We start from the raw sequence: 22,559 nt of genomic DNA on the forward strand, positions 1-22,559 counted from the left end.
AATGGCACTCAATATCCAGTCATTGTATGTTTTGGCAACCGGTAGCGCAAGAGCTATGGAGCAGGCCGATACTACCGCAAACAATATAGCCAATGTAAATACTCCGGGTTTTAAAAAACTGCTGCTTAAAGAGATGAGCCAGAGAATTCCGCAAAATGGTGGAGATACAAACCATCTTTTTGTTTTTTCCAGATTTGAAGATACTCCTGTGATAACTGAACAAGGAGCACTGAAAAAGACAGAAAATCGGCTTGATTTTGCGATTGAAGGAAGCGGTTTTTTTGTAGTAAAAGCGGGAAACGAAGAGATGCTTACAAGAAACGGCCACTTTTTCCTAAATGAAGAGGGTTATCTGATAGATGCTAAAGAAAATTTCGTTTTGAATGAAGAGGGGGAAAACATTCAGCTTGAACTCAAAGGAGAGTTTACGGTTACCGAAGACGGAACTCTTTTTCAAAAGGGTGAAGTTATATCAAAAATAGCGGTACGAAACTATGATGGTGTTGAAGCTGTAGGAGACTCATACTACAGACCCAAGGGAGAAGAGACCGAGGCCGATTTTAAAATGCTTCAGGGATTTTTGGAAGGTTCCAATGTGAATGCGTTAACGGAGATGACAAATCTCATAACTGCGCAAAGAAGATTTGGCATATATGCAACTCTGATGAAATCACTGGATGCGCTTGAGCAGAAAACAAACGAGATAGGAAGAGCGTAAATCGAGTGTGGGTGTGAGTAGACAACAGACAGTAAAAAAGGAGAGAAGATGATCAGGGCATTATGGACTTCCGCATCGGGAATGCAGGCACAGCAGACAAATCTGGATGTGGTTTCGAACAATATAGCAAATGTAAATACGGTAGGATTCAAACAGAGCAGGGCGAATTTTGAAGATCTTATATATCAAAATATAAAAGACCCGGGCGTAATGAGTTCGAATGAGAATAGAGTGCCCTCAGGCATACAGATAGGTCTGGGTGTAAAACTTTCCGATGTAAGCAAGATATTTTCGCAGGGGAGTCTTAAAAAAACCGATAGAGATCTTGATGTGGCGATAGAAGGAAAGGGATTTTTCAAGATAGAATTGCCGGGAGGAGGCGAAGCTTATACCAGAGCTGGTAATTTCCAAATAGATAACGAAGGATACCTTGTAAATCCGGAAGGATACAGGTTGACACCCAATATTCAGATAAATGCTCCCGAGACGATGATAAGTCTTTCAATCAGCCCTAATGGAAAAGTGACAGTTGTAAGAAATGAAGGTGGAGTCCAAACGGTTGAAGAACTTGCCGATATCAAACTTTACAGGTTTATAAATCCTGCCGGTCTCAAAGCTCTGGGACAAAATCTTTTCGTACCTACGCAAGCTTCCGCAGAAGCCATTGAAGGGGATCCCAATACAGACGGTTTTGGTAAACTTTCTCAGGGTTTTTTGGAAAACTCGAATGTAAATATAGTCGATGAGATGGTAAACCTGATCGTCGCACAACGGGCATATGAGATAAACTCAAAAGGTATAACGACTGCAGATGAAATGCTTAGAACTGTATCTACACTCAAATCGTAATATATTTTGGGGAAAAACATTTTTTGTTTTTCTCCTTCTGCTAATCTTCAACACATCTGTTTTTGCAAAAATAGAGATAGTGATAAAACCTTTTGCAGAAGTAAAAAAACAGTCTGTTTATATAGGTGATATCGCAGATATAAAAGCAGCTCCCGAGAAAAGAAATTTTGTAGATTTCATAAAAAATCTTGAAATCTCAAAAGCTCCCAAAACCGGAAAAAAGATAAAAATAGAAAAAAAACGCGTTTCAGAGGTTCTGAAAAAAAATTATATAGAATTGAATAATGTGGTTTTAAAAGGCTCAGACTATGCTATAGTATCAAGAGTTTCAAAAAATATAACGCCTCAAAATATAAAAAAAGATATAGAGAGGTTTATTGTAAAAAAATACCCCAATATAAAAATTGTCTCCATTTCTGTTCCGAGAAAAGAGTTTAAAATTTCCGGTGAAAAAATTTCAAATAAGATTTTGACAAAATCGGTTACCTCTACACACCTTTATCTTGAATACAGAATATATGCAGACGGAATTTTGTACAAATTGGTTCCCGTAACCGTACAGGTAGAAAAAGTTGTAAAAAAAGTTGTGGCAAAAAGGGATATACCAAAAGGAAAAGTGATAGACCCGGCGGATATAGAAAGTATTGAAGTAATCAGCAAAGGCAGAAGAGATACAAATCTGAAAGTAGATGATATAGTGGGTAAAAGAGCAAAAAGAGATATAAAAAGGGGAAGTGTTATAAAAACCTACCATATATCTCCAAATTATCTTGTTTTTAAAAGAAAAAACGTAAAAATAGTCTATATCAACGGCCCGATACATATAGAAACTGTAGGACTTGCTTTGGAAAACGGAAGTAAAGGGGATATAATAAGGGTTAAAAATATTTCAACGAACAAGGTTTTACTATGCAAAGTTACGGGACCCGGAAAAGTAGAGTTTTCTGCTTATCGGCCATAATGGCATTATCTTTTTTATTTGCCGGATGTTCTTCAAAAAAAAATCCTCCTGCGCCGGTAGATCTGACTCCACCCAAAGTAGAGGAACAAAAAAGAGACAAAACGCCTGGTTCATTGTATAGCGGGTATGATAATCTTTTTTCTGATGACAAAGCACATAACGTGGGAGATATAATAACGATAAAAATTTCTGAAAATATAAGCGGTTCGGGTAGTGCAAATACGAAAGCCTCCAGGGACCATAATATGGACATGAGTTTTCCTTCCGCTACCGTTATGGATAAGCAGGTACCAAACAAAACAACAGTTTTTGGGCTTAAGCAGGGATCAAAAAACAGTTTTCAGGGTTCAGGAGATACAAAAAGAAACGCAAAACTTATAGCAACAATTTCTGCAAGGGTAATAAAGGTCTATCCGAACGGAAACCTCTATGTAAAAGGTAAAAAATATATCAAAATAAACGAGGATACACAGGTTCTTGTGATCTCAGGTATAATAAAACCGAATGACATTGGACAGGACAACTCTGTGGATTCGTCAAAAATTTCTGATATGTATGTGGAATATAACGGAGAAGGCTTTATGGCGGATAATCAAAAGCCCGGATGGCTTTCCCAGTTTATTATGAAAATATGGCCGTTTTAGATATAATTTATAAAAAAATGTGTTAAGACAGTATTGTAAAGGTCAAAATGAAAAGATTGTCCAAAACTCTTTTTTTACTGTTTTTTCTTTTTTCCGTAACTCTTATTGCCGAAAAAGTAAAAATTGGAAGCGAAGTCAATATTGTCGGAGTCAGAACCAACTACCTTACAGGATACGGAATAGTAGTCGGTCTGAACGGCAGTGGAGACGGTACTACAAGCAAATATACACTTTTGAGTATTGCAAATATGCTTAAAAAGATGGGTATTTATATAAACCCACGAGATGTAAAAACCAAAAATGCCGCTGCGGTTATTGTTACTGCAAATATGCCTCAATTTGCAAAGAGTGGAATGACATTTGATGTTACGGTCTCTTCTTTGGGAGATGCAAAAGATATAGGAAACGGTGTTTTGATAAGAACTCCTCTAAAAGGTCCGGATGGGAAAATATATGCTTTTGCACAGGGTCCTGTCTCTACCGGAGGGGGGTTCAGTGAATCCAACAAAGGCGGCAAAGTTCAGAAGAATTTTACTACAACGGGTGTTATACCAAACGGAGGGATTATAGAAAGAGACCTTCCTTTTGATTTTTATGAGATGAACAGGCTCGTTCTGACTCTGAAACACCCAGATTTTTCCAAAGCGGATACTATTGCAAAAAGTATAAATGAAAAGTTTGGAAAAGAGTTGGCAAAAGCTGAAGATTCGGCAACCGTTGCAGTGAAGTTTCCCGAAAGTTCAGACAGAGTCGATTTTGTATCACGTATACTTAACATCGAAGTTGAAAGCAGGTCGGAGCCCACTGTGGTTATATATGAAAGAACCGGTACAGTTATAATGAGCGGTGATATCAAGATAGATACTCCAGTTTATGTGTCTCACGGAAATATTTATGTTTCAATAACAAAGAAACCGGTTGTTTCACAGCCTCCGGCATTTTCAGGAGGTCAAACGGTACAGGCAGAAGAGGTGGTCACAGAGGTAAAAGAGGAGAGTGGCAGAATCTTTGCCATAGAGTCCCCATCTTTGAAAGATCTGGTAAAAGCTCTAAATGATCTTGGAATTTCTCCAAGAGACCTTATAGCAATTCTTCAGGCTATCAAAAATGCCGGCAAACTTCACGCCAAAATAGTCATAATGTAGGGGGGATTTTATGATAGAAAAAGTTTCACCGTCATACTGGGATATACAGAGCGTTTCACAGATAAAAAGCGCATCAGAAGCGGCAAAAGCCTTTGAAACAGAATTTATCAGGATGTTTTTAAAAGAGGTAAGAAAAGAGTTGGGTTCAGGAGTTGTCGGGTCCTCTTTTTCCTCAAAAATGTATCTTGATATGTTTGATATGCAGCTTTCAAAGACAATTGCAGACAGCTCGGGACTTGGAATCAAAGAGTATATAGAAGAGGCTATAAAAGCGTATGAGACAAACAGTAAAAAGAGTTGAGAAATAGATGGCAGAAACTTTGACTCTTTTTTTCAATAAAGTTCAGAAACATTCAGATGCTATTATTGTAGTTTTGATCCTGGCTATTTTGGCATCTATGGTTCTTCCTATATCTCCATGGATGCTTGATATTTTGCTAACCGGCAGTATTACGTTTTCTCTTATAATGCTGATGTCAACCGTATATGTGGGCAATCCTTTGCAGATAACCTCTTTCCCTTCCCTTTTACTTATGGCTACGCTTTTTCGACTCTCTTTGAATGTTGCATCTACAAGAAGAATACTTCTGCATGGGCATGAAGGGCCAGATGCTGCAGGTAAAGTGATAGAGAGTTTTGGTCAGTTTGTAGTCGGCGGTAACTATGTAGTGGGAATTATTGTTTTTATTGTCTTGGTGACAATAAACTTTATTGTTATTACAAAAGGTACGGAAAGAATCTCCGAAGTGGGAGCAAGATTTACCCTTGATGCGATGCCGGGTAAGCAGATGAGTATAGATGCGGATCTAAATGCAGGCGTTATAGATGAGCAGGAGGCCAAAAAAAGAAGAGAAGATATTGCAAAAGAGGCTGATTTTTATGGTGCGATGGATGGTGCCAGCAAGTTTATAAGAGGCGATGCGGTTGCCGGTATCATAATAACTCTGATTAACATTATAGGGGGTATTGCCATAGGTGTTTTCCAGCATGGTATGAATGTTGGAACGGCTGCAGCAAACTTCACTCTTCTGACAGTCGGTGACGGGCTTGTTAGTCAGATACCTGCACTCATTACATCCACTGCCGCCGGACTTATGGTGACAAGAGCAGTTTCCGAAGAGAATCTCGGAAAAGAGATATTTTCACAGTTGACCGGATATCCAAAAGCACTCTATATGGCTGCATTTGCCATAATCGTAATGGCACTGGTTCCCGGAATGCCGTTTCTTCCCTTTATGATACTGGGCTCCATAATAGCTCTTTCGGCTTATATGATGGAAAAAAATATAAAAGTCAGAGAAAAAGCCGAGGCGGAGAAGAAAGCCAAAGAGCTTATAAAAGAGGCAAGAGAGGAAGAGAAACCGGAAGATCTTATCGCTCAGCCCGAAACTATTACTTTGGAGATCGGATACTCTTTGATTCCCTTTGTTGACGAGACACAAAACGGGGAGATTATTAAAAGAATAAAATCCTTGAGAAAACAGTTGAGCAAAGAGTTGGGACTGCTCGTGCCTCTCATACATATAAAAGATAATCTTGAACTAAAACCCGGTGGCTACAGGATTCTCATAAAAGATATAGAGGTTGCGAGTTCTGAAGTGATTCCCGGGAAAGTGATGGCTATAGACACCGGTTCTACCAAGGGAAAAATAGAAGGAATCGAGACAAAGGAGCCCACTTTCGGTTTAAAGGCATACTGGATTGACGAAGATTTTAAAGATAAAGCAAAAATGTTGGGCTATACGGTAGTAGATATTCCGACTGTAATAATAACTCATATATCAGAGACCATAAAGCAGCACGCATTCGAAATACTCGGAAGAAGTGAGACAAAGGAACTGGTAGAAGGGCTGGCAAAGAAATATCCGATAGTCAAAGATATTGTTCCAGAGCAGGTGTCTTATTCTGTTTTGCACAGAGTTTTGCAAAATCTTTTGAGAGAGAATATTCCTATAAAAGATCTTCTCTCTATCATAGAAGCGCTTTCTGACAATATTTCCAAAACAAACGATCCTGATATTTTGACTGAACTTGTAAGACAGTCGCTTTCAAGGCTTATAACTTCTATTTATGCAAAAGATGGTACACTCTATGCATTGGCATTGGGAGTGAAAGCGGAAAACTATATTCATTCAAAAATAAAAGAGTATGAAGGGAGTATTCCCCCTTTAGAGCCCGAAATACTGCATAAAATTATACAAGATATCAGTACTCATATGGAGCAGTTTGTTTTAAATCAGGTATCGCCGGTACTGTTGACATCAGCAGCTATAAGAAGATATGTAAAACGGGTTATCGATCCATATTTGCCAAATGTTGCGATATTGTCTTATACGGAAATCGAGCCAAAAACAAAACTGAAAATTTTAGGCAAGGTTGAGATTAATGAAGATTAATCGATATGAAGGATATGACCTCGATTTACTCATACAAGAGGCAAAAAAAGAGTTGGGAGAGGATATTAAAATTCTCAGCTATGAAGTTGAAACCCAAAAAAGTATATTGCCTTTTAAGAAGAGAAAAAAATATATTCTTTTTGTAGAGGTTCCTACTGCCGAAGACGGCTTTATGGAGATTCTTTCAAAAGAGGAAAAATCCCATGAACTTGACAGGTTTTTAGAACAGATTGAAAAGATGATAGATAAAAAGATAGATTCGCTTAAAAGAAGCGAATCCTCTCTCTTGCCTGTACCCCCTCACAGTGGTACAAATACACATATCAATGAAGATCTCAGCGAATTTACAGGCGACTCAGTTGAGCTGATAAATCTTCTTATAAAAAAAGATGTTGAACCAGCAGCGGCAAAAATGATAGTCAAAGAGGCATGCGGCCTTGATATCGATACAAACAAATTTGATCTGAGCACTACTTTTTTCAAAGAGGCTCTGATAAAAGGGATCAAAAAATATATAAAATTCACAGGTCCTCTGAAAATCCAGAAAGGGGGGCTTAAAGTATTTGCTTTTGTGGGCCCTACAGGAGTCGGAAAAACAACAAACCTTTTTAAAATTGCATCAGAGCTTGTCATAAAACAGAATCTCAAAGTTGCTGTCATAAGCATAGATACCTTTAAAGTGGGAGCCATTCAGCAGGCCAGGGCTTATGCGAACATACTCAATATACCTTTCTTTGCCGTGACAGATTCAAAAAATCTCAAAAAAACGCTTTCAAATATGTCAGATATAGATGTGGTACTCATAGATACGGTTGGAAGAAGCCACTATGACTACTGGAGACTTGGTGAGATGAAGGAGATTCTGGGAGGCGGAAGCGATTTGATGGAGATACTTCTTGTTATAAGCTGTAACTACAAAAATTCTGAAGCTATGGAGATAGTCAACAGATACAGAACTTTTTTCCCTATAAGTTCGATATTTTTTACAAAGATAGATGAAACGTACAAGCCCGGGATTTTGGTTAATCTTCCTCTAAAAAGTGAAATTCCGGTATCTTTTATAAGTACAGGCCAGCGCGTACCGGAAGATATCCGGGTTTTGAACAGCGAAAGAATTGCAGATTATCTATTGGGTGAGTGATGGAAGATCAAGCTAAAGGTTTAAGAGAACTTGTAAGCCGGCACAAAACTCTTGTAAATAGCAAATATATCACTATTGCAAGTGGTAAAGGCGGAGTCGGAAAAACAAACTTTTCTGTCAATTTTGCATATACCCTGTCGAAAGTTTTCAGGAAAAAAGTGCTTTTGATTGATGCAGATATTGGTATGGCAAATGTCCATATCCTTTTAAATGCGGACCCTTCCAAAAATATGAAAAATGTTTTAAATGGTGAAAATCTTGAAAATGTCATCGTGAATTCAAAAGGCTTTGACGCGCTTTTGGGATTTTCGGGAGTCGATTCTATATCGGAAATGGACGAAACAAGTGTTCATGTACTGCTTAACGCCCTTGAAAAAGTTTCAAACAGGTATGACTATGTGATTATAGATACGGGAGCAGGGATAGATAGCAAAGTAGCAAGTTTTCTGCGTGCGTCGAGCAAATCTTATATCATAACAACACCGGAACCTACCGCCCTGATGGATGCATATGCACTTATAAAAACGGTTTATAATATCTATGGATACAGCAGGTTTAAGATAGTTGTAAATATGTGCAGAAGCAAAGAAGAGGGATATAACACTTTTTCAAAACTCAAAGTGTCCACCAAAAAGTTTCTCGGCATAGACCTGGAACTTATTGGTCTTCTTCCTGTTACAAACAACCTCAAAAAATGTGTCAAGAAAAAAGCACTGATAACAGAAAGTTTTCCTGCAGACGGTTTTACACAAGAGATAAAGAAGATATCAGCAATAGAGGTTGAAGAACCTGTGGACTCCCAACAAACACAAAACTTCTGGGGAAAAGTTTTTGATTTTCTCAAAAAACCGAGGGCATAGATGGATTTTGACAGAGATAAAAAACAGGAAATTATACTAGAACATACGCCACTGGTAAAAAAGGTGGCAAGCAAAATCTATTTCAAACTGCCCAAAGATGCCGGTATTGAGTATGATGATCTTGTAAATACCGGAATTATAGGTTTAATTAAAGCAATAGATATGTATAATAAAGACAAAGCCAAATTTTCAACATATGCATACATTAAAATAAGGGGAGAGATTCTAGATTTTCTAAGAAGCCTTCATATAGTACCTAGAAGTATGAGGGAGAAGATTAAAAAAGAGAGAGAGGAAAATCCGGATGCAAAAGAGACCCCTTTGTCAAATTTGGCTATAATGCTCAGTATGGAGAAAGCTCTTGGGAGTGACGGTTCGCTTAAAATATCTGATACTCTTGTCAGTGATGACAGAAGTCCGGAGGAAGAAGCGATTATAAGCGAAATGAGAGAACAGATAGAAGAGGCTATGCAAGAGCTCGGTGATAAAGAGCGGGCAGCTTTGCAGATGTTCTTTTTTGAAGAGAGAGAACCAAAAGAGATTTCACAGATTTTGGGAATTTCCCAATCCAGAGTTTCACAACTGAAATCACAGGCAATAATAAAAGTAAAAAAGATACTTACAAGACTGGAGCGTATTTAATGGTATTGCCAGGCGGTGTTGCCGAAAATATAAAACAGACCTCCATTACAGATACTAAAAAAACAAAAGCCCATAAGAATAGTCTATTGTCCGGGCTTTTCGAACATTTTATGAAACAAGAAAGCGCTCCTGCAAAAAAAGAGTTACCTAAAAAAAGAGCAAGCAAAACAGATCTGTCGTTTAATGATACAAATCCTTTGTCAACTATGCAGTTTGATAAAAAAAGTGCTGAAGTTTTGGTAAAAACAGAAAACAAAAACAGAAAAGATATATTTAACGAAAATGATATCCCTTTGATGGATACACCATTTTCCAAACGGGAGTTTTTGCATTTGGATTCGAATGTGTATCCAAGAAAAAATAGCGAAAATTTTAAAAACAGCATAAACTTCGAAAACAGTATTAAGCTTAATTTTGGTGAAACCGAAAAAGGCAAAGGGCCGGTTTTAGATGGAAAGATTTATAACAAAGAGGTTTTAACAACCGGTGTGAAAGCAAAAAGCTTTTCAAAAACAGAAATCCCGGAAAAAGAGATTTTTGATGTGGATGAAAAAAATATAAGAATTACACAAGAAAACAGGATATTTTTTCAAAACTCTTTTGATGAGAAAGAGAATATAAAAAACAGAGAGATAAAGAGAAAAGAAACAGAAAAAAATAGAGACAATCTTTTGGATTTTGATAATTTGCAAAAGAGTGTTTCCGAGGATATAAAAAAGATAGATACAATCGGTGTTCGAAACAGTCCGAATGTGAAAGCGACGGTTAGAAAAGATCCATATAAAGTTCAAAACATAGATATGGAAATTTTCCATAATGAGAATATAGAGAAAAAAACGGACTCTTTTTCAGGCAAAGATTTAAATTTATTAAAAGAGCATAATCCAAAAACAGAATCTTCAAAAAATAGTAAAAACAGTGAGGTTTTTGAAACAAAGATATCTTTTGAAGATAGCGAAAAAGTACTGTTTTCATCAAAAGAGAGTACCAAAAAGAGTGTTTTTTATGATGAAAACAAAAACGCAATTGAACCAAATTTTACCGAAAAAGAAAAAGTGCACCTTTTAGATAAAAAGCCGCAAAAAAACAGAGCTTTGACAAACAGCTATATTCAAAACAAAACGGATACAAAAATCAAAGAAAAAACTGCAGAAATTTTTGATTTAAAATCACAAAACGGTGATAACGTTACAAATCCGTATCTGCAAACCAGCAGAGTCGAACATCAATCTGCCGAAAAAAGTGATATCAAGGCTGCAAAAAACGCAAATGAAATGCAGATTACCCTTTTACAGAGTGACAATACCTCCTTTACGGATAGTAAAAGCTCAGGTTCGAATACTTCGGATAAAGAGCCAAAACATAATATGCCTTCCAACGAAAATAGATTTGAAAACACAGAGCCCAAAAAATTTGTTATCAATTTCAAATATCAGGATGTTACGATAAATGCGGTTATAAAAAACCAGCATCTCAATCTTTCGTTAAATGCAAACGGTACCATATTGATGCAAAACGCAGGTCTGGAAAAAGAGATACAGATGATCCTCAAAGAGAGTGGGTTTAAAAATTTTACCGTATCTCTCAGAGAAAAAAACAGAAAAGTTTATGAACAGACAATAGAGTATAAAACAGCAAAAAGAGACAAAAGCAGGATAGATGTCTTGGCATAAAAAATTTTTTCTTATACTCCCTTTCCTCTTTTTTTTCAATCTTCAGGCGCAAAATCTGTCCGATATAAACAGATCAGATAATAATGCTACCTCTGTAAAAGAGACAAATACCACAAAGAAAAAAGAACAGGAGAAATTTGTTTTCAAACAGGCTATGAGAGATTACAGGCTTGGTTCTTATTATGAAGCTGTGGACGAATTTTCCAAAATACTCTCGAACCCTGCTTCTCCCTATTATAAAAAATCTTTACTGATGCTTGGCAAAGTATATCTTCAGATCGGAAAACGTACAGGAATAAAGAAATATCTGTGGACAGCTGACGCTTTTTTAAACCTTTACGCCGGAAAGACAAAAAAGCTCGATTGGGATTACTACTATACAAAAGGAAACGTTTATGAGACTTTGGAATTTTATGATAAGGCTTATGCAAATTACAAAATAGCTCTTTTCAAGACAGACTCAAACGAAGAACAGATAAAAACTATAATAGCAATTATGAGAGTTGGGGTCTGGCTAAAAAGAAAGGATATAGTTACAAAATATGCTGTTGTTCTCAACATGTCAAAACTTAAAAAAGAGCACAGAAAAGAGCTGGATTTTTTAAAAGGAATGCAGTTCTTTACAAAAAAAGATTATAAAAAAGCATTCGAATTTTTTTTAAAAACATACAGAGAGTTTGAATCCTATCTGCTAGACAATCCTCAATATTATCTTCTTATAGCCGAAACTGCTTATAGAATGGGAGATTATAGTTTTGCCGAAAAACTTTTCAGAAGAATTTTCAATTTGATTAAGAATAGAGAAGTTTTGAAAAAAGCTCTTCTTAGGATGGGCGATATTGGGCTTAAAAAGGGAGATGTAAAAAGTGCTCTGAATTACTATTATCAGCTTGTGTCAAAATATCCCAAAAGTCAGGAAGCCACGGTGGCTAAGCTCAAACTTTTGTCAATAATCAAAGAGAAACCTGAAATTGAATCAAAGCTCAAAGAGCTTTTACCTGAAGCCGATTTTTTAAAAAATCCGGACGGCTTTATAGTAAAAACCCTTGTTTTAAACAGAACCAACTATATAGGCAGATTTGCTATAGCCAATTTTGGAGTAATATCATTTGAGCTTGAGAGTGAAAAACTTTATGAGCGTCTTACCTGGGAACTCTCTTTGCTTTCATCCGACAGGCTTGATTACGAACAGATTGAGTATATCAGAGACCTTTGGACGCCGTACCTTCTGAATATTGAACCGAAAATTGCATGCAGACTGTATAATGCAAATCCTCTATTTTTTAAAGTCGTATTTGATCAGAAAGTATTGATAAAAATTTCCGGATTTTTGAAAGAGTGTACCGAAAACAGACGACGGCTTGAATTTCTTGAGTATATACTTAACAGATGGACAACCGATGCAAACAGGTTTCTTCTTGCAAAAGCTCTTTACGAAATAGGTGATTTTCAAAAATGTATAGATGTGTTGAAAAAGATAAAGAGAAAAAACTGCGAATATTATAAATTATACTCCAAAAGCTGTATAATAGGCAATCTTGATTGCGCAAATATACCTGAAAAGTGTGAAATTGTCTGCTCCGAAGCTGATTTTGAGGCGAAGGTTGTTTCAAATTATGCAAAGCTTGTTCGCGAAGAACCGGAAGCAATAGAGTTTATAATAAAGAATATAGATAAAATTTCATCTATTTACAAAAGGGATGAAATTGTAAAAAAACTTATACAAAAATGCAGCGAATTTCTGATTGAACGCAGAGAATACAGAAAAATCATAACTATTTTGGAGCCCATCAAAGCGAAAATCGGAAAAAACTGTTATATAGACGCCCTATTAGTATTATCTTATGTTAGAATTGGTAAAATGAATTACGCCAAAGAGGCGGCAAAAGAACTTGACGGTTGTGAAGACAACTGGGCAGTCATAGCAAAAAGCATATATGAAGCCGAAACCCTCAAAACGGAGGCCTCCAATGAGTGAGATGTGGCAGAGTGTGGACAGACTATCAAATATGGCATCATACTATCTTGAAAGAACAAAGGTCATTCAGAGCAATATCGCAAATGCGGACACTCCTGGTTACAAACCAAAGGAGCTTATTTTTGAAAAAGAGTTGACCCAGCAGATAGAATTAAAAAAAGAGAATCCAAAACATATAGACCCTTTTCCGGAAACAAAAACAGAAAAAAAGATAATTGAACTGGATAATTTTTCCGGATATGACGGCAACAGTGTTGATGTTCAGGAAGAGTTGGCAAAACTAGCCGAAAGTTCCATAATGTACAAATCCATGGTCGAGACAATGAAAAAAGAGTTTTCAAAGCTTAAACTCGCCATAACCGGGAGGTAAAAATGCTGTTTAAAGGACTCGAAATTTCCCAGACGGGAATGGCTGCGCAAAAGATAAGAATAGATATAGTTTCAAGCAATCTGGCAAATATCAATTCAACAAACGATATAAACACAGAACCATACAGAAGAAAAATCCCTGTTTTTGAAGCTGTTCTTGATAGTGAAATGGAAGAGGGGAAAAATCTGCCTCTCGCAAAAGTTAGGGTAAAAGAGGTTGTAGAAGACCCCTCTCCTTTCAAATTGAAATATGACCCGTCAAATCCCCTTGCAGATGAAAACGGTTATGTGCGTCTGCCAAACATCGATCCGATGAGAGAGATGGTTGATATGATGTCGGCTATGAGAAGTTATGAGGCGAATCTGACCTCTTTCAATACACACAAAGATATGCTGCTCAAAGCGCTTGAGATTTTGAGAGTGTAGAGGAGTGATAAATGAGAGTTGACGGAGTTTCAGGAGATTTCAATCTCTTTCTGGATATCGAAACAAAGATTGAGAAAGAACCGAAAGCCGGTTTTGAAGATATTTTAAAAAACTTTATAGCTGATGTAAACAGTGAACTCAAAAGCGCAGGAGTTGCCGAGGAGAAACTGATAAGCGGCGATGTATCCAACCTGGAGGAGCTGATGTTTCAGATCCAGAAAGCCGATATATCTTTCAGACTTCTGACAGAAGTGAGAAACAAAGCGTTGGAGAGCTATCAGGATATAATGAGAATGCAGGTATAGGGGCGGTAATTGGCACTGGACTTTAATACACTTACACAAAAGACTCTGTCGCTTTTTAAGAACGAAAAGAGTCTCAAAGCTGTTTTTATGATCTTGGGTTTTGCAGCAATAATTTTGCTTTTGGCTGCAATTTTGATGAAAAATGTAACAAAAGAGGATTATGCGGTTCTATATACACATCTGAGTCCCGATGATGCGGGTAGTATACTCAGTGTTTTGCAGGAAGAGCGTATAAAATACAAAATTGAAGGAAACGGAAGCATTATTCTTGTTCCGCAGAAAAATCTTTATGATATCAGGCTGAAACTTGCTGCCAAAGGTCTTCCCTCTTCAAAAGTAGTCGGTTTTGAAATATTCGACGAACCCAAAATGGGAGCTACCCATTTTCAGGAAAATATCAATTATCTGCGTGCTATCGAAGGAGAGCTTGCAAGGACTGTAAAGCAGCTTGATGCGGTACAGAATGCAAAAGTAAACATTGCACTGCCAAAAAGCTCAATTTTTGCAAGAGACGAGGAAAATGCCAAAGCATCTGTTATTTTAAAGCTCTGGCCCGGCAGAGATTTGAATAAAGAGCAGGTAAAGGCTGTTGTGTTTTTGGTTTCCCATGCTGTAGAAAAACTGAACCCCCAAAACGTAACGGTTGTTGACAATCGGGGCCGTGTGCTTACTGATATGCTTGAACCATCAGAGGAGGAGAGACCCTCGGATGCAGTTGAAATGAAGAAGAAAATTGAAAGAGAGATAGAAAAAAGCGTTCAGTCTATGCTATCCAAAGCACTGGGACCCCAAAAGGTGGTTGTAAGAGCAAGCGTGGATATAGAAAGTTCCAAAGTCAGTCAGCAAGATGAACTGTATGACCCGGACAAGGTTGCGGTTGTAAGCGAAAGAAAAATACAGGAAAAAGAGAAAGGCTACAGAAAAAAACCGGAAGGTATGCCGGGGACTGCTACAAATGTTCCTGCTGTGATTGACCGGCAGCAAAAAGAAGATGTTGTAAAGGAGAAAAGCAGGAAAGACGTCACTACAAATTATGATGTATCAAAATCTATAATTAAGACACAAAAAAATCTTTTTTCCATAAAAAAACTTAGTGTGGGTGTGCTTGTCGACGGAAGATACAAAACGGTAAAAGACGGCAACAATACCGAAACAAAAGAGTTTGTACCAAGGTCAAAAGAGGAGTTGGCTATCTATGAAGAGCTTGTAAAGAGTGCTATCGGATTTGATCCAAAAAGAGGAGATAAAGTTACAGTAGTCAGTGTTCCGTTTGAAGCGCCTGAGGCCATAGAGGAGAGGAGAATGGCTGAGGGGCTCACTGCTAAAGAGATGGCGCTGCTTGCGGCAATAGGAGTATTGGCTCTGGTTATTATTGCACTTATAGGCTTTTTAACCGTGAAAGGACTTAAGGCGAAAAAAGAGGCAAAAATGGCTGAAGAAGCTGCTTTTGCAGAATCTATGGAAGAGATGAAAACAATGCATGAAAAAGAGATTGAACTTCTTGATCTGGAGCGAGAGCCTGCTTACCAAAAAATTCTTCAGATGACCGATGAAAATCCTCAGATGATTGCCGATATGATAAGCAAATGGATGAAAGAAGAGACGAAATAGATGATAAATCTGGAAGATTTCAGCCATTTCAACGGGTCCCAGATAGATGAAATCGAAAACAAAAGTCCCAAAGAGGTAGAGGCTTTTTACAAAAAACAGATTGCCAAAATACAGGAAAATTATGAGGCAGTTCTTCGTAAAAATCAGGAAGAATATTATAAGAAAGGTTACGAGGAAGCAAAAAAAGAGGCAGAAGAGGAGTTTGAAAAAAGACTGAGAGCAGATCTTGAAGCACTGGAAAAAAGTAAAAATGAAGAGATCGACGAAATCAAAAAAAAATACGCTTCCATAGAGGATGAGATTAAACTGAAACTGGAAGAGTATATCTGCAGACTTAGTGATATACTACTTGAAAACATAGAGACAATTTTGGAATTTTTGTATATCCGGAAAGAGAATCACGAGTATATACAGAGTGCTATTGAAAAGATAGTATATGAATTCAAAGAGTCATTGCCTCTTAGTATAAGGACCGGGAAAGAGATATATCCTCTTATAAAAGAGAATTTCAAAAAAATCGAAATCACAGAAGATTCAGATATCGATGAAGGCGATTTTGTCATTGAGTTTCATGATTTTAAACTTCAAAACAAAATACGCGAAAAAATAGAAGTACTAAAAGATGAAATTAAAAGAGAGATTAAGAAGTTTACCTAAGTACAAGGTAATGGGCAAAATTATCGGTGTCAGCGGACCGGTAATCGAGGCGGTATTACCTAGAGTCTCAATAGGAGATTCATGTCTGCTTGAAAATGGTATCGAAGCGGAAGTTGTGGGATTTAAAGAACAGAAAACTCTTCTTATGTCCTATGATGACACAAGAGGCGTAAAAGTAGGCAGTTTTGTTGAGGCAAGACTGGAGCCGGTAAGTATCGGTGTGGGAAAAGAATTGCTTGGAACAGTGATAGATCCTTTCGGAAATCCTCTTAATAAAAAATCGATTATCTATACAAATTATTACTATCTTCGAAACGATCCAATAAATCCGCTTTTAAGAGACAGAATACATGAACCTCTCGATATGGGAATAAGAAGCATAAATGCGCTTCTAACGATAGGAAAAGGACAAAGGGTAGGGATATTTGCCGGTGCAGGTATCGGAAAAAGTACTCTTCTTGGAATGATTTCTAGATTTACAAAAACCGATGTAAACGTGATAGCCCTCATAGGAGAGAGGGGAAGAGAAGTGAGGGAGTTTATAGAGGACAATCTGGGTGTTGACGGGCTTAAAAAGTCAGTTGTTGTGGTAGCTACTTCGGACCAGACCCCTCTTGCGAAAATCAGGGCGGTATATTCTGCGATTGCCATTGCAAACTATTTCTCAAATATAGGGAAAGATGTTCTTTTTCTTGTTGATTCTCTGACTCGTCTTGCAATGGCGCAAAGAGAGATAGGGCTTGCGGTAGGAGAGCCGCCAACTTCAAAAGGATATACGCCTTCCGTTTTCTCTCTTCTTCCCAAAATTATCGAGCAGGCCGGAAGTTTTGCAGGGAAAGGAAGTATAACCGGTATCTATACCATTCTTGTTGAAGGGGATGAAATATCAATGGATCCTGTTGCAGATGCTGCAGTCGGATTTTTGGACGGGCATATTCTTCTATCCAGAGCACTTTCTCAAAAAAGAGTTTTTCCGGCAATTGACGTTTTGAAAAGTATAAGCAGACTTACGCCTCAGATAGTCAGTGAAGAGATTTTACAGGCTCAGTCAAAATATATAGAAATAGAATCTGCATACGAAGAGGCTGAAGAGATGATAAATCTTGGTCTTTATAAAAAAGGAACATCACAAAAAATAGACCTTGCGATAAGTCTGCATAATAGATGGGAAAATTTTCTGAAACAGGATGTAAATGAAAAAGTCGACATTCAAAAAAGTTTTAAACAGCTAAAAGAACTGGTTAATGATGCAAAAATTGCATAAAAATGGGCAAAAAAGGCCTAATATTAGATTTTTTTAATATTGTTTGGATAAAATTTGTAAATATCCGCATCACATAGTATCGGAAACGGAAGGGAGAGGCGATGGCTTCGATAACAGACTACACAACTGTAACCGGTTTCAATGGTCAGGAAATTCAGGTTGTTGATGCAAACTATGACAATTCAGAAATGAATCAGGAAGATTTTCTGAAAGTTTTACTGGCAAATTTTCAGTATCAGGATCCCTTTGAAGCACAGGATATCAGTCAATTTATAAATGATACGCTCAAACTCAGAGAACTAGAAGTCATGAATGATTTTGAAAGTGCTGTACAGACTCTTACTTCCGGAAGTTCTTCAACACTTCTTCTTCAGGCATCAAATCTGATAAATGAGAAAATTATATATGAGGGAAATCAGACATTTATCCAAAACGGTACTGGTAAAGTAGAGTTTAAACTTGCCAACAATGCAGAGATAGTTGATTTGTATATTTACGATAAAAACGGAGATGTAGTGGAGAGCGAAACTTTTTCAAATCTCAGCGGCGGCGTTATATATCCTTTCGAGATAAATAACAGTTCCTTGGAAGATGGCTATTACAGTGTTGCGGTAATCGCAAGAAATGCGGATGAGGATGTTGCTTCTACCGTATATTCGACGGCTCTTGTTACAGGAATAGAAAGAGATGAAGACAATATAGTCGCTCTTTATGAGAACGGTTCAATTGATTTAGACAATATTACCCAGATAGGAGGATAATTATGATCCAGTCATTTTATACGGGAAATTCTGGACTGAACGCCAACAAAACCTGGCTTTCGGTAATATCTGACAACATAGCGAATGTCAATACCATAGGTTTCAAAGGTGAGAGGGCAAATTTTGAAGATCTTATTTCAAGTTCACTAACAACATACTCTAACAGCGGTGTCCCGAAAAATATAGAGATAGGCGGCGGTTCATTTGTCAATAGTACCACAAAGGACTTTAGCCAGGGAACTTTTCAGACAACAAACGCTCCTACAGACCTTGCTCTTGACGGAGAAGGTTTTTTCATGCTGAAAAATGAAGCTGCGGAACTGATGTACTACTCAAGAAACGGTCAGTTCAGGGTAGATGCCAACGGTGATTTGATAAACCAGAACGGTCTTAAAGTTCAGGGATGGGCGCTAGACGAGAACGGAAATCTTGACGGGAATATGGGAAGTCTCAATATTCCAAACTCAATGGATCCAAAAACAACAGGCGAAATCTCTTTTGAAAATCCTACCAATATCGATTCTACTGCTACGGTTATAACCGCTGCGTTTGACGCTGCTGATTCTACAACGTACAACTATGTAAATTCAATGACAATATATGACAGTCTTGGCAATCCACATACTCTATCATACTATTTTGTACATACCGATGCAGCTACAAATCAGTGGGATGTACATGTTTTGTTGGATAACGATACAACTCAGGACTTTACGATATCTCTTGAATTTGATTCACAAGGAAGAATAACAAGTGTATCAGATGGAACAAATACAGCTACTTATACATATGATGCTCAAGGAAATCAAACTAAAACTGGAAATGATCCAAGAACATCTTTTACTTTATCAAATGGAGCAACTACACCATTAGAAACAAATATTGCTTTTGACCATATGAGGCAGCTTGCATCCGATTTTATCTTTTATGCTCAGCAGGATGGAAACTCAAAAGGTGACTTGATGTCAATTGCTGTGAGTGAAGATGGAGTAATCAGAGCAACTTATACAAACGGGAAAGTTAGAGACCTTGCAAGACTGGCGGTTGCCACTTTCAAGGATAAAGAGATGCTTATAAGAAAAGGGGACAGTGTTTATCTGCCAAACCAACAGACATTTACTCCGATAATAGTGCCTGGAGGCGTTATAAGCAAGATAAGAAGCGGAATGCTTGAGATGAGTAATGTGGATATTTCTCAGGAGTTTATAAATCTGATTACAGCTCAAAGAGCATATCAGGCCAACGCGAAAACAATAACCACGTCTGATCAGATTTTGCAGACAACGATGGATATTAAAAGATAATATGAAAAATTTTTAAAAGGGTTTTAATGGCTGAGGAGAACAAAGAGCAAGAAGAACAAAAGGGAGGGGGAAAGAAAAAACTTATAATTTTTCTCCTTCTTTTTATTATTTTAGCTGCAGGCGGTGGAGCAGCTTATAAATTCTTGGTTCTTGATAAACAGGCTGAGGAAGAGAAGAAAGAGAAAAAGGCCGAAAAGATTGTTGAAGAGATAAAAAATGTAGAAGAGTTGGGTATTCAGTTCGATGTTGGTACATTTATCGTAAACCTGACGGATAAAGATGCGGACAGGTATCTTAAAATATCAATTGTTCTTGAAGTTCAGGATGAAAAGATAAAAGCGGAGCTGGAAAAAAGACTTCCTCAGATAAAAGACGCTATTACAACACTGCTTTTTACAAAAAGCTCTAGTGAACTTAAAAATTCTGAAGGAATAGAGCAGCTAAAAGAGGAGATCATCAAAAGAATAAATGCGATTCTTCCTATCGGCGGTGTAAAAAATGTCTATTTTACAGATTTTGTAATACAAACAGCGTAAAGCAGGTGATATGGAAAACAACAGCATACCGGATATTTCATTTTTGAACGATGTGGAACTGAAAATAAATGTAACTGTCGGAAAAACAAGCAAAATGCTTATGGATATAGTTGCACTAAAAGAGGGCGATATACTCAAGCTTGACAAAGGAATCGAAGAGTATATCGATGTCCACATCAACAATCAAATTTTTGCATTGGGAGAGATGGTTGTTGCAAATGAAAAATACGGTGTAAGGATTGTTGACCTTGCTTGAATACGGTGAGATATTGAAGCTTCTCGCCTCTTTTTCCATAATTGTAATTTTCATCTATTCAATCTATTACTATATTAACAGATCAGGTTTCGGCGTTTTCGGTAAAGTCGGGAGCGGCAAAGCTATTAAAATAGAAGAGATAAAACATCTGTCCAAAAATAGATCTTTGATATTGGTGAAGGTAAAAGATACAGTTTTTTTTCTTTCATCGGATGATAGCGGAATAAAAAAGATAAAAGAGTGGAATGAAAAACAAGATACAGAAGAAAACAGAGAGTTTGATACAGACAAAAAATCATAATTTTACACTGAAACTCCTCTTTATTCTTTCTATTTTCGGTTTTTTTTCTCAGATCAGTGCAGATGTTGTAGAAGATACGATTGCACAGCTAAAAAACCTTGATGTTTCTATAAAAATCCTTTTTCTTATTACAATACTTAGCCTTGCACCGGCAATACTTATAACGGTAACCTCTTTTACAAGAATAGTTATAGTCCTGTCTCTTTTGCGCCATGCTCTTGGTATTCCACAATCGCCGCCAAATCAGGTGATAATAGCCCTCTCTTTGTTCCTGACTATTTTTATTATGAAACCTGTATATGAAGAGATAAATACCAATGCTATACAGCCATATATAAAAAAAGAGATAAATGATATGGAAGCGATAGAAAAAGCAAAAGATCCTATTAAAAAATTTATGTTTCAAAATACCAGAAAAGAGGATTTGAAACTTTTTATTGACATATCGAAAGAGAAACCAGAAAACTATTTAGACCTGAACCTGACTACATTAATGCCGGCTTTCCTTGTAAGTGAAATAAAAGTTGCTTTTGAAGTGGTTTTTATTATATTTTTGCCTTTTTTGGTTATCGATCTTTTAGTAGCTAGTATTTTGATGTCTATGGGTATGATGATGATTCCGCCTATGATGATATCTTTGCCGTTTAAACTTATACTTTTTATACTTGCTGACGGGTGGGAACTTCTTATAAAAGCATTGATAGAGAGTTACAAATGAGTATTGACCAGGCAATAACGTTGATAGAACAGATGCTGAAAACCGCTCTTATGGTCGGTGGACCTGTACTCATGACTGCTTTTGTTGTTGGAGTTTTGATAAGTATCTTTCAGGCTGCCACACAGATACAGGAGATGACCATAACATTTATACCTAAAATTGTTGCGACAGTTGTTGCTATGATTGTTTTCGGTTCATGGATGTTTATGCTTTTGAGTGAATATATCAAAGAGACTTTTCAAAATCTTGCCAGAATATTGCAATGAATCTCATTACTCCTGATGATGCGCTTTTAATTGGACTTATATTTACAAGAGTTGTTGCTATGATGCTCAGTTTTCCTCTTTTAAATACTACAATGATTCCTACAAATATAAGAATTCTTCTTGTTGTGGCAATAGCTTTTTATATCAAAACTCTTTTAAATATGAGTGTAAATATAGAAGAATATGATTTTCTGGTACTTTTTTTACTAGTGTTAAAAGAGCTTTTTATAGGATTTTCTTTGGGACTTTTAGTAAATATTTTTATTTCGGCTTTTTCCTATGCCGCGGAGATAATCAGTTATTTTATGGGTCTTACGATAGTAAATATTTTTGATCCGGCATTTGGTCAAATATCTATTTTAAATAAATTCTTCATCCTGCTTTTTTATCTAATGTTCTTTATTACGCAGAGCCATCATTATGTGATAGGTTCTATGGTTATGAGTTTTGATCTGATTGATCCAGTATCTTTACATATCAATGAAGGTATTTGGAAATTTATTATAGAAAAATCATCCATAATTTTTATGCTCGGATTTCAGATAGCATTTCCTTTTGCTTTGATACTTTTTATTTTAAATATCGCACTGGCTCTTATCAATAGACTTATACCACAAATAAACGTTTTTATAGTGGGGCTTCCTATGCAGATATTTGCAGGACTGGCGGCTATGGCTTTTGGAAGCTCGGTTATTGTCTATATGTCTGTAACGATACTTCAAAGACTCGGTGAAGACTATGTTGGTATAATTAAAAATATCGGATTTTAAAGGTATTT

At 36.9% G+C, this 22,559-nt stretch carries 26 protein-coding genes; all 26 read left to right on the plus strand.

All coding sequences use genetic code 11. The annotated features are described in order from the left end of the window. The first annotated feature begins 1 nt into the window (after position 1). The gene (locus EPR_RS02985; RefSeq protein ID WP_200763800.1) at positions 2-718 is read left to right on the plus strand and encodes a flagellar hook-basal body protein; all 717 of its coding nucleotides are present in this window, start codon (positions 2-4) and stop codon (positions 716-718) included. 48 nt (positions 719-766) lie between these two features. Beyond that, positions 767-1,567, plus strand: coding sequence for a flagellar basal-body rod protein FlgG (gene flgG / locus EPR_RS02990; protein WP_200763801.1), 801 nt, complete (start codon positions 767-769; stop codon positions 1,565-1,567). After that, positions 1,530-2,528 carry a flagellar basal body P-ring formation chaperone FlgA gene (gene flgA, locus EPR_RS02995; protein WP_200763802.1) on the plus strand — a complete coding sequence of 333 codons (999 nt, stop codon included), beginning with the start codon at positions 1,530-1,532 and terminating at the stop codon, positions 2,526-2,528. Before flgG ends, flgA begins: the two co-directional genes overlap by 38 nt. Beyond that, positions 2,528-3,172 carry a flagellar basal body L-ring protein FlgH gene (locus tag EPR_RS03000; protein ID WP_200763803.1) on the plus strand — a complete coding sequence of 215 codons (645 nt, stop codon included), beginning with the start codon at positions 2,528-2,530 and terminating at the stop codon, positions 3,170-3,172. Before flgA ends, EPR_RS03000 begins: the two co-directional genes overlap by 1 nt. A gap of 47 nt (positions 3,173-3,219) precedes the next feature. After that, positions 3,220-4,317: a flagellar basal body P-ring protein FlgI gene (locus tag EPR_RS03005; RefSeq protein WP_234697166.1), complete on the plus strand. Its 1,098-nt coding sequence runs from the start codon at positions 3,220-3,222 to the stop codon at positions 4,315-4,317. Between the two features lie 10 nt (positions 4,318-4,327). Continuing rightward, positions 4,328-4,618, plus strand: a complete 291-nt coding sequence (locus EPR_RS03010) for a rod-binding protein (RefSeq protein WP_200763804.1) — start codon at positions 4,328-4,330, stop codon at positions 4,616-4,618. Positions 4,619-4,625: 7 nt separating this feature from the next. After that, a complete protein-coding gene (flhA, locus tag EPR_RS03015) occupies positions 4,626-6,713 on the plus strand; it encodes a flagellar biosynthesis protein FlhA (RefSeq protein ID WP_200763805.1) in 2,088 nt (695 codons plus the stop codon). Next, positions 6,703-7,854 (plus strand): flagellar biosynthesis protein FlhF, encoded by a 1,152-nt coding sequence (locus EPR_RS03020; protein WP_200763806.1) that lies wholly within the window; start codon positions 6,703-6,705, stop codon positions 7,852-7,854. The genes flhA and EPR_RS03020 overlap by 11 nt, the downstream gene beginning before the upstream one ends. Then, positions 7,854-8,714 carry an AAA family ATPase gene (locus EPR_RS03025; protein ID WP_200763807.1) on the plus strand — a complete coding sequence of 287 codons (861 nt, stop codon included), beginning with the start codon at positions 7,854-7,856 and terminating at the stop codon, positions 8,712-8,714. Before EPR_RS03020 ends, EPR_RS03025 begins: the two co-directional genes overlap by 1 nt. Next, entirely contained in the window at positions 8,715-9,356 is a 642-nt protein-coding gene (locus tag EPR_RS03030; RefSeq protein WP_200763808.1) for a sigma-70 family RNA polymerase sigma factor, read from the plus strand. Continuing rightward, entirely contained in the window at positions 9,356-11,029 is a 1,674-nt protein-coding gene (locus EPR_RS03035) for a hypothetical protein (RefSeq protein ID WP_200763809.1), read from the plus strand. The genes EPR_RS03030 and EPR_RS03035 overlap by 1 nt, the downstream gene beginning before the upstream one ends. After that, a complete protein-coding gene (locus tag EPR_RS03040; RefSeq protein WP_200763810.1) occupies positions 11,016-13,007 on the plus strand; it encodes a tetratricopeptide repeat protein in 1,992 nt (663 codons plus the stop codon). Before EPR_RS03035 ends, EPR_RS03040 begins: the two co-directional genes overlap by 14 nt. After that, positions 13,000-13,377, plus strand: coding sequence for a flagellar basal body rod protein FlgB (gene flgB / locus EPR_RS03045; protein WP_234697167.1), 378 nt, complete (start codon positions 13,000-13,002; stop codon positions 13,375-13,377). Before EPR_RS03040 ends, flgB begins: the two co-directional genes overlap by 8 nt. 2 nt (positions 13,378-13,379) lie before the next feature. Continuing rightward, positions 13,380-13,802, plus strand: a complete 423-nt coding sequence (flgC, locus tag EPR_RS03050; RefSeq protein WP_200763811.1) for a flagellar basal body rod protein FlgC — start codon at positions 13,380-13,382, stop codon at positions 13,800-13,802. Positions 13,803-13,813: 11 nt separating this feature from the next. After that, entirely contained in the window at positions 13,814-14,107 is a 294-nt protein-coding gene (gene fliE / locus EPR_RS03055; RefSeq protein WP_200763812.1) for a flagellar hook-basal body complex protein FliE, read from the plus strand. A 9-nt stretch (positions 14,108-14,116) separates the two neighbouring features. Beyond that, complete coding sequence (gene fliF, locus EPR_RS03060) at positions 14,117-15,718, plus strand: flagellar basal-body MS-ring/collar protein FliF (RefSeq protein WP_200763813.1); 1,602 nt, start codon at positions 14,117-14,119, stop codon at positions 15,716-15,718. Continuing rightward, positions 15,719-16,375: a hypothetical protein gene (locus EPR_RS03065; RefSeq protein WP_200763814.1), complete on the plus strand. Its 657-nt coding sequence runs from the start codon at positions 15,719-15,721 to the stop codon at positions 16,373-16,375. Next, positions 16,341-17,639 carry a FliI/YscN family ATPase gene (locus EPR_RS03070; protein ID WP_200763815.1) on the plus strand — a complete coding sequence of 433 codons (1,299 nt, stop codon included), beginning with the start codon at positions 16,341-16,343 and terminating at the stop codon, positions 17,637-17,639. Before EPR_RS03065 ends, EPR_RS03070 begins: the two co-directional genes overlap by 35 nt. A gap of 101 nt (positions 17,640-17,740) precedes the next feature. Further along, on the plus strand, positions 17,741-18,400 hold the full coding sequence (locus tag EPR_RS03075) for a flagellar hook assembly protein FlgD (protein WP_200763816.1): 660 nt from the start codon (positions 17,741-17,743) through the stop codon (positions 18,398-18,400). A 2-nt stretch (positions 18,401-18,402) separates the two neighbouring features. Continuing rightward, positions 18,403-19,704, plus strand: a complete 1,302-nt coding sequence (locus EPR_RS03080) for a flagellar hook protein FlgE (RefSeq protein ID WP_200763817.1) — start codon at positions 18,403-18,405, stop codon at positions 19,702-19,704. 26 nt (positions 19,705-19,730) lie between these two features. After that, entirely contained in the window at positions 19,731-20,240 is a 510-nt protein-coding gene (locus EPR_RS03085; protein WP_200763818.1) for a flagellar basal body-associated FliL family protein, read from the plus strand. 10 nt (positions 20,241-20,250) lie between these two features. Beyond that, positions 20,251-20,496, plus strand: a complete 246-nt coding sequence (locus tag EPR_RS03090) for a FliM/FliN family flagellar motor switch protein (RefSeq protein ID WP_200763819.1) — start codon at positions 20,251-20,253, stop codon at positions 20,494-20,496. After that, on the plus strand, positions 20,489-20,797 hold the full coding sequence (locus EPR_RS03095; protein WP_200763820.1) for a flagellar biosynthetic protein FliO: 309 nt from the start codon (positions 20,489-20,491) through the stop codon (positions 20,795-20,797). Before EPR_RS03090 ends, EPR_RS03095 begins: the two co-directional genes overlap by 8 nt. Further along, positions 20,742-21,515, plus strand: a complete 774-nt coding sequence (fliP, locus tag EPR_RS03100; protein WP_200763821.1) for a flagellar type III secretion system pore protein FliP — start codon at positions 20,742-20,744, stop codon at positions 21,513-21,515. Before EPR_RS03095 ends, fliP begins: the two co-directional genes overlap by 56 nt. Beyond that, positions 21,512-21,781, plus strand: coding sequence for a flagellar biosynthesis protein FliQ (fliQ, locus tag EPR_RS03105; protein WP_200763822.1), 270 nt, complete (start codon positions 21,512-21,514; stop codon positions 21,779-21,781). The genes fliP and fliQ overlap by 4 nt, the downstream gene beginning before the upstream one ends. Then, on the plus strand, positions 21,778-22,551 hold the full coding sequence (locus EPR_RS03110; protein WP_200763823.1) for a flagellar biosynthetic protein FliR: 774 nt from the start codon (positions 21,778-21,780) through the stop codon (positions 22,549-22,551). Before fliQ ends, EPR_RS03110 begins: the two co-directional genes overlap by 4 nt. Positions 22,552-22,559: the final 8 nt, after the last annotated feature.

It is taken from the genome of Nitrosophilus alvini, assembly GCF_015100395.1.
In the GTDB taxonomy this organism is placed as follows: domain Bacteria; phylum Campylobacterota; class Campylobacteria; order Campylobacterales; family Nitratiruptoraceae; genus Nitrosophilus; species Nitrosophilus alvini.